This window comes from Lachnospiraceae bacterium KGMB03038, from assembly GCA_007361935.1.
GTDB lineage: Bacteria > Bacillota > Clostridia > Lachnospirales > Lachnospiraceae > Massilistercora.
In genome coordinates, this window is the sequence record CP041667.1 from 69,529 (window position 1) to 82,356 (window position 12,828).

Annotated in this window: 7 protein-coding genes; all 7 read left to right on the forward strand. The window is 49.8% G+C overall.

All coding sequences use genetic code 11. From position 1 onward, the window contains the following. Nucleotides 1–276 precede the first annotated feature (276 nt). The 7 genes from FND36_00380 (at nt 277) to FND36_00410 (ending at nt 12,795) form a co-directional block, all read left to right on the forward strand. A complete protein-coding gene (locus FND36_00380; protein ID QDW72622.1) occupies nt 277–951 on the forward strand; it encodes a hypothetical protein in 675 nt (224 codons plus the stop codon). 160 nt (nt 952–1,111) lie between these two features. Beyond that, a complete protein-coding gene (locus FND36_00385; protein ID QDW72623.1) occupies nt 1,112–2,200 on the forward strand; it encodes a PucR family transcriptional regulator in 1,089 nt (362 codons plus the stop codon). A 3-nt stretch (nt 2,201–2,203) separates the two neighbouring features. Further along, nucleotides 2,204–4,483: a hydratase gene (locus FND36_00390; protein QDW72624.1), complete on the forward strand. Its 2,280-nt coding sequence runs from the start codon at nt 2,204–2,206 to the stop codon at nt 4,481–4,483. Nucleotides 4,484–4,598: 115 nt separating this feature from the next. After that, the gene (locus tag FND36_00395; protein QDW72625.1) at nt 4,599–5,078 is read left to right on the forward strand and encodes a sigma-70 family RNA polymerase sigma factor; all 480 of its coding nucleotides are present in this window, start codon (nt 4,599–4,601) and stop codon (nt 5,076–5,078) included. Between the two features lie 15 nt (nt 5,079–5,093). Further along, nucleotides 5,094–6,995, forward strand: a complete 1,902-nt coding sequence (locus FND36_00400; GenBank protein QDW72626.1) for a hypothetical protein — start codon at nt 5,094–5,096, stop codon at nt 6,993–6,995. A gap of 143 nt (nt 6,996–7,138) precedes the next feature. Continuing rightward, a complete protein-coding gene (locus FND36_00405; GenBank protein ID QDW75495.1) occupies nt 7,139–7,360 on the forward strand; it encodes a hypothetical protein in 222 nt (73 codons plus the stop codon). A gap of 59 nt (nt 7,361–7,419) precedes the next feature. Then, on the forward strand, nt 7,420–12,795 hold the full coding sequence (locus FND36_00410) for a hypothetical protein (GenBank protein ID QDW72627.1): 5,376 nt from the start codon (nt 7,420–7,422) through the stop codon (nt 12,793–12,795). The last annotated feature ends 33 nt before the right edge of the window (nt 12,796–12,828 follow it).

Sequence of the window (12,828 nt, forward strand, 5' to 3'; positions counted from 1 at the left end):
ACGCGGAAACCGCTTGCCAGTAAACGGAATGTATGTTATACTCAGACCACTCAGATGACGATTCGAGTCATCCCTTATTTCAACCTGTGAAAGACAGGTCAGGCGGTTCTGCCAAATAAATCACATGAGTAGTAAAAAGGAAAAGAGGTGCTGCCCTTGAATGAATAAAACCATACAAATTTTGCGGACAAAGTTTGTATAGAAATACATAGATTTTCATCTTGTGAACCTAGGAATAAAAAGCTATAATAGGAAAACACAAAAGGAGACAGTGCCATGACAGAGGAAAGATTTATAGGAATTCTGGAAGAAAAACTAGATCAAAAACTAGAAGAAAAGCTGGAAAAAGTACTAGAGGAAAAGCTAGAAAAGGTATTAGAAGAAAAGTTAGAAAAGGTATTAGAGGAAAAGCTGGAAGAAAAATTAGAGCAAAAATTGGATCAGAAATTGGATCAGAAATTGGATCAGAAATTGGATGAAAAATTGTCCGGCTTGAAGGCAGACGTAGCAGATCTGAAGACGGACGTGTCCGGCTTGAAGGCAGACGTGGCAGGCCTGAAGACGGATGTGGCAGTTTTAAAGGCGGATGTAGCAGTGCTAAAGACGGATGTGGCGGAGTTGAAGACAGATGTGGCGGCACTAAAGACAGACGTGACGGTACTAAAGACGGACGTGGCGGAGTTGAAGACAGATATGGCGGATGTAAAAGCCCGTGTTACGGTACTTGAGGATGGTCAGGAGCATCTGCGGCGGGATCTCCATGATTTCCAGGTAATGGCGGAAAATGATATTCGGCATCCGGTCGCATTGCTGTGTGAAAATTTATATCCTACGTCGCAGGGATGGATCAAAAATGAAAAACGGCTGGCAAGTCTGGAAGACGATATGAAAGTAGTTAAACTGACGGTTCAGGAACATAGCCGCCAGCTGCAGGAAATAAGAGAAGGTTGATGTTATTATAGTGAGAAGCGGGACAGTTTCTGTAAAAAGAAAAGTCCCGCTCTTTTACTCTTTTGCGGCAATTCTAAACATGGACAGACTTTAGATCCTATGATAAAATGATTAAATGATACCGGAATTAAAAGGTATATGCCGGATGGGAGGAGTTCCAGTGCTGTCAAATCAGATATTGCACAAAACGGTGCAGGATATACGAGAGATCACGGGATTTGAGTGTTCCGTCTGGGATGTCCAGGGAAGCTGTCTTGTAAGGACCAATGAGAAAGCGATCGAAATGGAGAAATCAGTCAAAGATTTCTGCGCGGCTGGAAAAGAACAGCAGATCAGCGAAGAAGAGGGACTGTTTCTCATATGTGATGATCAAGAGCCGGCGTATGTTCTGGCGCTGCGGGGAGAAGGAACGCAGCTTTCTCTTTCTGGCAGGATGGGAGCAAGCCAGTTGGCGAATCTGATCCTGGCCAATAAGGAACGAATGGACAAAAATCGTTTTATTCAGAATCTGCTGTTGGACAATCTGCTGTTAGTAGATGTATATAATCAAGCCAGAAAGATGAAGATACCGGTGGAACTAAAGAGAGCAGTCTTTCTGATCGAGGCAAAAAACGAGGGCGACAACCTGATCATGGATACGCTGAAGGGACTGTACGCCACAGGAACAAAAGATTTTGTGACGGCAGTGGATGAGAAAAATATCATTCTTGTAAAAGCCCTGGAAGAAACGGAAGACTATCAAACACTGGCCCAGACAGCCAGAATTCTTGTGGACACCCTAAATATGGAAGCAATGGTGAGTGTGCGTGTTTCTTATGGGACGATCGTGAAAGAACTCCGGGAGGTGTCCAGATCTTATAAAGAGGCCGGTATGGCCATGGAGGTAGGAAAAGTATTTTATGTAGATAAAAATATTTTTGCTTACAATGAGCTGGGAATCGGCCGGCTGATCCATCAGCTTCCGCCATCTTTATGTGAAATGTTTCTAAGCGAAGTCCTTGAGGCTGATGAACGAGAGACTTTTGGAGAAGAAGAGCTGACAACGGTATTTACATTTTTTGATAATAACCTGAATATATCGGAAACAGCCCGGCAGCTGCATGTACACCGGAACACGCTGGTGTACCGGCTGGAGAAGATTGAAAAGAAAACAGGGCTGGACGTCCGGATTTTCGAAGATGCGCTGACCTTTAAAATTGCGATTATGGTGGCAGATCATATGAAAGATATAGAAAATAGGAGGAGATAAGACATGATCAAATTGTATGACAAGGGAGTATATCTCTTAAATGGCAGGGAGATCGCAGAAAGCACAGAAGCAGCAAAGGCAAAGACTGGCAGAGAGATTTCCCAGGAAGAAGCGGCGAAACAGACGATGGCTTACAATATATTGAAGGATCATAATACGTCTGGAAATATGGAGCAGCTTCAGATCAAGTTCGACAAGCTGACTTCCCACGATATTACATTTGTAGGTATCATCCAAACAGCGAGAGCCTCCGGCCTTGAGAAGTTCCCCATCCCATATGTTCTGACCAACTGCCACAATTCTTTGTGCGCGGTAGGCGGGACAATCAACGAAGATGACCATATGTTTGGACTGACCTGCGCGAAAAAATACGGCGGCGTATATGTTCCGCCTCATCAGGCAGTCATCCATCAGTATGCGAGAGAAATGCTGGCTGGCGGCGGAAAGATGATCCTTGGTTCTGACAGCCATACCAGATACGGCGCCTTGGGCACAATGGCAGTGGGAGAAGGAGGACCAGAGCTGGTAAAACAGCTGCTGAATAAAACCTACGACATTAAAATGCCGCGGGTGATCGGCATTTATCTGGATGGAGAACCGGCCAAAGGAGTAGGTCCTCAGGACGTGGCCCTGGCGATCATCGGGGCAACCTTCGCAAATGGATATGTAAACAACAAGGTTATGGAATTTGTCGGCCCAGGTGTTGAGAAGCTGAGCGCGGATTTCAGGATCGGAATCGATGTTATGACTACAGAGACAACCTGTCTGTCATCTATTTGGAAGACAGATGAAAAGATCCGGGAATTCTATGAGATCCATGGAAGAGAAGAAGAATATAAAGAATTGAATCCGGGAGAGACTGCTTATTATGACGGCATGGTCTATGTGAACTTAAGCGAGATCAAACCAATGATCGCAATGCCGTTCCATCCATCTAACGTATATACGATCGATGAGGTAAACGCCAACCTGGAAGATATCCTTCATGATGTAGAGAAAAAGGCCCAAGTCAGCTTGGATGGAGCTGTGGAATATTCTCTTCAAGATAAGATCGTGAACGGGAAATTATATGTAGAGCAGGGCATTATTGCCGGCTGCGCGGGCGGCGGATTTGAAAATATTTGTGCTGCCGCGGATATTATCAAAGGCCGTTACATCGGAGCGGATGAATTTACCTTCAGCGTTTATCCGGCCAGCACACCAATCTATATGGAACTGGTGAAGAACGGAGCGGTCGCGGATCTGATGGAAGCGGGAACGATTGTGAAGACTGCCTTCTGCGGTCCCTGTTTTGGAGCTGGAGATACTCCGGCCAACAATGCGTTTTCTATCCGTCACTCTACCAGAAACTTCCCCAACAGGGAGGGTTCAAAGCTCCAGAGCGGCCAGATCGCATCGGTGGCACTTATGGACGCGCGGTCCATTGCGGCTACAGCGGCCAATAAAGGATTCCTGACGCCGGCAACAGATATGGACGTAGAGTATAAAGAACGGAAATATCACTTTGATAAGAATATTTACGCAAACCGTGTATTTGACAGCAAGGGAAAAGCGGACCCAAGCGTGGAGATCAAGTTTGGCCCCAATATCAAGGATTGGCCGGAAATGCCGGCGCTGCCGGAGAACTTGATCTTAAAAGTGGTATCTGAGATCCATGATCCGGTAACTACTACAGATGAGCTGATCCCATCGGGAGAGACCTCCTCCTATCGTTCCAATCCTTTGGGCTTGGCAGAATTTGCCCTGTCCAGAAAGGACCCGGCATATGTAGGAAGAGCAAAGGAAGTGCAGAAGGCGCAGAAGGCGCTGGAGGCAGGAGAAGATCCGGCGGCAGCGCTGGAGGAACTGAAGCCGGTGCTTGAGAAGATCACTGCGGCTTATCCAGAGGCCAGCAGGGAAAATATCGGCGTTGGAAGTACCATATTTGCGGTAAAGCCAGGAGATGGGTCCGCGAGAGAGCAGGCGGCTTCCTGCCAGAAAGTCCTGGGCGGCTGGGCAAATATCGCCAATGAATACGCGACGAAGAGATACCGTTCCAACCTGATCAATTGGGGAATGCTGCCGTTCATTACAGAAGAAGAGCATAGTGCGTTGAGTTTTAAAAATGGCGATTATATTTTTGTGCCGGGAATCCGGACGGCGGTAGAAGAAAAAGCCAGCCAGGTCAAAGCCTATATTGTAGGAGAAGAACTGAAAGAGATCAGCTTAAAACTTGGAGATATGACAGATACAGAGCGTGAGATCATCCGCAAAGGCTGTCTGATTAATTATTACAGAGGATAATTTTCATTAGGGCCGGGGGATTTTTAAAAATCCCCCGGCCCTAATGCATCATTTGGCTCCTTTATTGACTCTAATACATAGAACAGAGAACCATATCTGACAGGGAGGGTGGGATATGAAGTGCGATGCGGATATATTTGCGCGGATGTATGAGGCAGTCTATCAAGATCTGTACCGATTTGCGCTCTGTCTGCTGAAGGACCGGCATGAGGCGGAAGACGCGGTGGGTGAGGCTGTGCTGGCGGCCTATGAGAATATCCGTAAGCTGAGAGATGAGAAAGCCTTTAAAAGCTGGATCTTCACGATCCTGGCAAATGTGTGCAGGAAAAAGCTAAGGAAACGCGGATTGGAGATCAGCCTGGACCAGGAGGATACCTTTTTTAACGTTCCAACGGCCCAGGAAGATCACGGGCTGTCAGTGGATGTGAAAAGGGCGTTTCTCATCCTGTCTGAGGAAGAGCAGATGATCGTGGCCTTATCGGTATTCGGCGGTTACACCAGTCGGGAGATCGGCAAAACGCTGAAGCTCAATGAGAATACCGTCCGATCCAAGAGAAGCCGTGCGCTGGAAAAGATGGAGTGCGTGTTGGAGTAGGAAAGGAGTGTCTTTATGAACAGGAAAGAGCAGGAGATTCTTGAACGCATCAGGACAAAGACAGATCAGATAAAGACGCCGGACAGCCTGCGGCCGGAAGCTGTGCGGCAGCAGCTTGCGGAAAGGAAGATAAGGGAAAGCGGAACATGGAGAAAGGCGGTTCTGCCCGTGGCGGCCTGTCTGGTTCTGGCTGCGGGACTGGCTATTTACGGAAATACACAAAGATCAGGAGATAAATCCAGCGGTGAGGCCTCCAGCACAGAGTCGGCAGAAGTCAGCCGGAGTAAAACGATTGCCAGCGCGGAAAGCTATGAGGAAATCTATGGGTATTTGAAGGCCCAGGAGAAGCAAACGGAAATGTCGGAATGGAGTATGGAAGAGTCGGCAGATATGGTGTCAAATGAGTCGGCAGAGAGTGCTGCCTCAGAAAGCGCCTCTGCAAAAGCGTCCGAATATGGCGGAGATTATTCTGGAACAAACCTTCGCCAGCAAGGCGTGGATGAAGGAGATATTGTAAAAACAGATGGAAAATTTCTTTATATCGTGGGAAATGGCGGTTCTGAGGTCGTGATCGTGGAAGCGGGAGAAGAAATGAAAGAAACCGGAAGAATCCAGGCGGAGGATGGGCGCTGCGTTGAAGAAATATACCTGCTTCCAAAAGAGAAGAAAGCTGTGCTCATATGCTCTTTTGATTCCGAAGATGATTATGGGATTTATCCACTAGAAAGTTCCGATCAGGAACAGACAGAAGTGCTGACTTATGATATCAGTGCGCCTTCTGACCCACAGCTTTTGGGGAAGGTGTCTCAAAGCGGCTGGTATCATTCTTCACGCTTGGTTAACGGCTTTCTGTATCTCTTTAGTCAATATTATGTAGGGGCAGATATCCGAGAAACAGAGCCGGAATCCTTTATCCCGGCAGCAGGCGAACGGCTTCTAGAAGAGACAGACATATTTATGCCTCAATATCAAGCCGGAAATATGTATGAAGTGATTACGGCTGTAGATCTTGAGAACCCTGATCAGACGAAAGACAGCAAGGCGATTTTTACGAAAGGGGGAGAACTGTATGTAAGTGAAAATAGTATTTATTATTATGAAATTGAATGGGATCAGAAAACAAACATGGAAATCACCGCGCTTAGGAAGCTGTCATATGAATCAGGCGTCATAGAACCGGAAGCGCAGGGGACTGTGAATGGATACATCAATGATTCCTTCTCCATCGATGAATATAAAGGAAATTTAAGGATCGTGACAACGGTAGAGGATACCAATTCCGTATACGTGTTAGATGAAAAATTAGAAATCATAGGAGAAATTGAGGGTCTGGCGGAAGACGAGCGGATTTATTCGGCCAGATTTCTGGGAGAAACAGGGTATTTTGTCACTTTCCGGGAGACAGATCCGCTGTTTTCCGTAGATTTTTCAGCTCCGGAGAATCCGAAGATCATTGGACAGCTAAAGATTCCTGGATTTTCTGATTATCTGCATTACTATGGAGACGGGAAACTTCTGGGTATTGGAATGGATGTAGAGGAGGAAACCCAGATTACCGGGGGAGTAAAACTTACGATGTTTGATGTGAGCGACCCAACAGATGTAAAAGAGGCGGATACTTATGTATTGGAAAATGTATACAGCACAGAAGTATCCTATGATTATAAGGCGGCGCTGATCGACCCGGGAACCAATAGGATTGGCTTTCCCGCAGATTCAGAGGGAGGAGAAGCATATTATCTGTTCAGCTATGACGAGGAGCAAGGATTCCAGTGCAACCTGGAAGAAGAGATTAATGGAGGCGGCGGAAGCGCCAGAGGAGTATATATAGGAGAGAGATTGTATGTGATACAGGGGAATGTGATCGAGGCGTATAGCTTAGAGAATTACGAGAAAGTGGGAGATTTGATTTTATAGAAGGTTTGGTGAAAGCAGCCCGTACGCCAGATCGCAGCGCCTGTGAAGAAAATTCTTGAAAGGGAAAATGCTATATGATATACTTTTTCTGTATATACAGGTAAAACAATTGAGGGGGCTTGACAAAAATGAAAGGGAAAAACATGCTTATTAGCAAGCAAGCAAGCAAGCAAGCAAGCAAGCAAGCAAGCAAGCAAGCAAGCAAGCAAGCAAGCAAGCAAGCAAGCAAGCAAGCAAGCAAGCAAGCAAGCAAGCAAGCAAGCAAGCAAGCAAGCAAGCAAGCAAGCAAGAGGATAACTTTGTCTTTTTTGTCAAGCGGACGGAAAGTTTATACAAATCTCAAAAGCATATTCTGTTTATTTTAGAATAGACAGAATATGCTTTTTGCGTTTTTCGCAAAATTTTAAGGAAAGGAAAGGTGAATATGAAAACGGGACAACGCAGAAAATGGCTGGCTCTCTTTCTTGCGTTTGCGATGGCGCTGACGTTCATGCCGGGTACGGCATGGGCGGAGGGGAATGACGCCGCCGGTACGCAGACAGAGCCGCAGCCGGGAGAAACGGAGGTCAGCGAAGAGATCACCGCGCTGCGGGAGCGCATCGATGCCCTGCCGGATGCGGACATGCTCGAGAGCATGACGACGGGTGAGCGGGACGCGGCATATGCTGAGGTGCTCGCTGTCTATGACGCCATTGACGCCCTGGCGGAGGGTGCGGATCAGCTTGATACTGCCAGGCTGGACGCCGCAGCGGAGTGGTTCAACAGTCAGACCGCGCCGGCAGTAAATGAGAATACTGTCGCTACAATCGGCGAGGATGAATACACATCGCTGGCGGATGCGATCGCAGCGGCGCAGGAGGGCGAGACTGTCGTTCTCCAGCAGGATGTGGAGGTGGGAACCCCAATTGCTGTTGCGGCCAGTATTACTCTGGATCTGAACGGCAAAACGATCACCAACCTGGTAGAAAAGGAACGGCTGTTTTCCGTCACGGCGTCCGGTTTCACCGTGGACGGTACGACGGCGGGCAGCGCCATGACGATTCCGGAGAGCAATACAGGCTCCTATGGATTTATCAAGATTGCCGCCAAGAGCACGGTTACGCTGAACGGCGGAACCTACAGCGGCAATACGGATAACGGCGCTTTTGTGAAGGTATTTCATAACGATGAACTGGACGCCGCCGGTTCAACCGTTGTTTTCAACAACACCGAGATGACCTCCAATAATAGATTCTTCAGTACGGATACGCTTACTACAGACGCTGAAACGCCTACGCTGCAGGTGACCGGCGGGACCTATACCACCACCGGACAGGCTTTCGGGATGGACGTCCTATATCACAGCCCGGTTACGTTCACCGATGCAACCGTAATGGCAGGCACTGGTCCCTGCATCGAAGTGTGCGGCCCGGCGGCGACCTTTACAGACTGCAAATTTACCGTGACCGGAGAGAACAGCAACGGCTTTGGAACAACTGCCGTTGCCGTGAGTTATGGTGGCAGCGCCGTAATAAATGGCGGCACATATAGTGCGGAAAACGGCTATGGTGCGTATGTTTACAACAGTGGCGGGAGCATCACCGTGAAGGACGGTACAGTATCCGGCGGAGATGCGGCGATAAAGGCGGATAAAAGTATACAGAGTGGGACGTCTTCCATAATTACAGTAGAGGGCGGCAGCACGGAAGGCGCATGGGAGACCAATGATGCGGAAAACGCGCCGCTGGTTGTTATGGGCGGTACGCATACTGTTGACGTGACCAAGTATCTGGCGGAAGGCTGCACCCTGACAGAAAACGAAGGAACTTATACTGTGCAGGAGGATCAGGCTGTCCAGGTAGGAGACCAATACTACGGAACGCTGGAGAGGGCCTTTGCAAATGCAGGACAGGGAGACACGGTCAAACTGCTGGCGGACATTGAGCTGACAGAGACGCAGGACGTCACTGTAGCTGATATCACTCTGGATCTGAACGGCAAGACCATCAGCGGCTCGGTTTCATCCACGGGGCTGATCCGCGTGGGGAACGGCGCGTCGCTTACGGTTACCGATTTAAGCAGTGCTGAGACAAAGGGTACGATCACAAATACCGCCTCATCTCTCCCATACTGCCTGCGTATTGAAGAGGGTTCCACTCTCACACTGGAGAGAGGCGTAAATATTACGGATGCCGGAGATAGCCCCAGCGGCGCGGCGGTGTACGTATATCCAAATACAAGCGGAACAAACCTGCCGGTTTTGACGGTGAAAAATGCAAATCTCACATCAGCAAAGGGTTTCCCGATAAAAGGGCGTAGTAGCTTTTATGTTGCGACCGTAAACATTGAGGGAGGCTATTTTGCGGCTGCGGGCAAAAACGCAACCACGTCGTTGTGCAACAGCTTTGCTGCGGGCAGCGTCACCCTGTCCGGCGGTACGTTCGCCAACTGGAGTTCCTCCACAGACAACGCCAGGCTTGCAGATGGGAGCATACTTGTGCTCGATGAGAGCGGCAACGTCACGGTTGCCTCACAGACACCTGCCCAGTATCTGGCCCGTGCGGCTAAGGATGACCTCAAAGCTTATCTAACCGATGGCGATCTCTACAATCTGATCCAGGTTCTTGGCGTTACCAACCAAGACATCGAGATTGAGGTTGCCAGTGATGTGGCGCTAACCTATCCAGAGGACAAATACTTTGGTTCGGAAAACGAAAGCGCTTCCAATGCCACTATGACGCTGAACATCGCCGCCGACGCAAAAGTTTCCGGCACCATGCGTCTCAGGGTGGCAGATGTGGCCGTTAAGGGAGAAGGCTCCCTGACTGCTCAGGTACTGCCTTACAGCGATCAATTTGAAGTAACAAAGGAGGGAAATACGTGGAAGGGGCGTATTGCCGGCGATGAGATTGTGGCAACTGTAAGCTATGACGGCAACACCTATGCCTATACGAACTTTATCAGTGCGTGGGGCAACGTCAGCGGCTCAAGCACAGCTGAGGAGTATACGATTACGCTTTATCAGGATGTCACGGCTACTGCTAATCGTGGCCTTTCAACTGCCAACCTGACGCTTGATCTTAACGGACACAGCTACATCTTCACTGGCACCGGCAATGGCATTACGGTATATAGCGGCAGGTCGCTGAATGTCACTGATTTTTCGGAAACTGGCGGTGGCAGGCTTGTTGCGACCAACGCCAACGTTAATTCCATGCTTTATACGCAGACCAACTCTTCCGGCGCCGCTATCACTGTTGGGGAAAGCGTGACGGTAGAGGGGCCCATACTTCTTCTTGGCGATAATTCGATGCTGGATGTCTACGGAACTATAGATACAACCGCTCTTAACAGCGGCGCAATTTATAACAATGGTTCCGATACAACAAACAGCACCATCAACCTGTATGACGGCGCAGTCGTTCAATCTGACAGCCACGCCATCTACCACCCAGGTACCGGCACGCTGAATGTGTACGACGGGGCCACAGTTTCAGGCGGCAATGTAGGTATCGAGATGCGCTCCGGCACGCTGAATGTATATGACGGGGCCCAGATCAGCGGCGGAGATGGCAAGCCTTCGAGTGCTGCCAACGGAAGCGGTACTACCACGAATAACGCGGGCATCGCAGTGGCGCAGCACACGACAGGAAATCCGGTGGTCGTGAACGTCTATGGCGGAACGATCAGCGGCGGTTCGGCGCTTTATGAATCGAACCCGCAGGGGAACGACGCGGACAGCACAGCGCTTATCGAACTGAATATACGCGACGGTATGTTCAGCAGCACACATGAGGGCAGTGCATCTGTATACAGCGCGACACAGACGGGGTTTATCTCAGGCGGCAGATATTCAGATCAGCCTGCTGGAAACTATATCTATACCGGACTGTCGGCTGTGAAAACGGACGATAATACGGGCGACTATATCATCAACCGTCTCCAGAATGTGTACCTGGATGGGGTGAACGGCAGCGACTCGAACAGCGGCAATGACAGTTCCCATGCGGTCGAAACTCTGGAGCACGCCATGAATCTTGTAGCCGACGATGGCGTCATCTATATCTGCGGCACAGTGACCGTGGATGATGAGCTACTCGTGGATGGCGTGACCATCGAGCGTGCGGACGGCTTTACCGGACAGCTTATCTCTGTGTATGGCGCCGATGCCAGGCTGAGCCTTTTAAATACTACGATCGATGGCAAGAAAGCGGCCGGGACGGAACGCACAGGCTACCTTGTCTTCGTGACAAACGGCGGCACGCTGAACATCGGGGACGGAACTACGCTCACCGACAACAACACGACAGCCGTATATGTAAACAACAACAGTTTCATGAACATGACCGGCGGAGCGATCCAGAACAACACTATCACAAATCCGACACCCGACGGTTTCTATTATGGAGGCGCAGGCATCTCCAACGGCGGTACGACCGTTATCTCCGGCGGAGAGATCTCAGGCAACTCTGTGACGGATTATGGCGGCGGCGGAATCAGCAACGAGAGAGGAACGGTTACGCTCAGGGGAGATGTGGTCATCAGAGACAACACCGCGACCTGGGGCGGCGGCGTTGCTACAACAGGTGCAAAGACAGTACTCAGTGAAAACGCGTCGATCACAGAGAATCAATCCCAGCGTAACGGCGCCGGCGTTTATTTGGAGGGATTCAGCAATTTCGACAATGTGCCGGGAGTCTTCGAGATGACAGGCGGTTCCATCACCGGAAACCAGGTGACAGACGCCGGATGGGGCGCCGGAATCTACGGTTACGATATTGATGGTAATACGATAATTCGCATTTCCGGAGGTGCGATCGAGGATAATCAGTCCGATTATGATGGCAAAGCCATTGCCATAAGCGGAGAGGGCAGTTATTACGCCAGACTGGAGCTGAGCGGCGCCCCTGTTATTTCGGGCGATGTCTACTATCAGGGAGAAGATGCGGATGGCTATGTCATCCATGTGACAGATGAGTTTGATCCGACAGAGCCGATCACGCTTAACAGGGAGATCGAGACAGTCGGAATCACCGCTGTAGAGTATGCGGCCAGGCTGACGCCGGATACAGCGCATTTTACAGGCTCCAGAGCGGGCGATATCCTGGAAGTCAATTCCGCGGCCAACTCTCTCGACTGGGCATTCGCGGCGCCGCAAGTCCGGGTGGAGGCGAGCGGGACGACCCTCCACGGCGGGGGAAACGCGACTCTGACGGCAATAGCGTCTCATGCCGCAGGGGGCGTTACCTATACCTATCAGTGGTACAAGGACGGAACGGTTATCACCGGACAGACGGGCGATACGCTGAATGTATCTGAGAGCGGAAACTATACGGTGAAAGTAACAGCTCACAAGGGAGCGGATATTGCATCCGCAGAGACAGAAAGCGTGGCTGTTGTAGTTACTGCTGAGGGTCATGTTTACGTTCCGACCGTAACTAAGCCTACGTGTACGGAGCGGGGATATACCACATACACCTGCAACTGTGGAGAATCCTACGTAACAGACTACACGGAAGCCACCGGACATTCCTTCTCTGACAAGTGGTTTTCTGACGGCAAGAACCACTGGCATGAATGTACCGTCTGCGGAGCGAAGAAGGACGTCTCTGCCCACACCTTTGAGTGGGTGAAGGTGAAGAATTCCTCCGATGCGGATGCGAGCCATGAGATCTGCAATGTCTGCGGATACGATAAGACGGCGGCAGAACTGTCGGCAAAGACGGGAGACAACCCATATCTATTCCTTTGGATTTTGCTGTTTGGCGCGGCAGGGATCGCGCTGACAGGAGCGATCGCATACCGCCGGAAGAGACGGTGAACAAGATAAAATAAGGGGGCTGTCGGGAAATAG

Bases quoted from the DNA above. Each gene is read 5' to 3' on its own strand.
- FND36_00380 (QDW72622.1), top strand. From the start codon at position 277: ATGACAGAGGAAAGATTTATAGGAATTCTGGAAGAAAAACTAGATCAA.
- FND36_00390 (QDW72624.1), top strand. From the start codon at position 2,204: ATGATCAAATTGTATGACAAGGGAGTATATCTCTTAAATGGCAGGGAG.
- FND36_00395 (QDW72625.1), top strand. From the start codon at position 4,599: ATGAAGTGCGATGCGGATATATTTGCGCGGATGTATGAGGCAGTCTAT.
- FND36_00400 (QDW72626.1), top strand. From the start codon at position 5,094: ATGAACAGGAAAGAGCAGGAGATTCTTGAACGCATCAGGACAAAGACA.
- FND36_00405 (QDW75495.1), top strand. From the start codon at position 7,139: ATGCTTATTAGCAAGCAAGCAAGCAAGCAAGCAAGCAAGCAAGCAAGC.
- FND36_00410 (QDW72627.1), top strand. From the start codon at position 7,420: ATGAAAACGGGACAACGCAGAAAATGGCTGGCTCTCTTTCTTGCGTTT.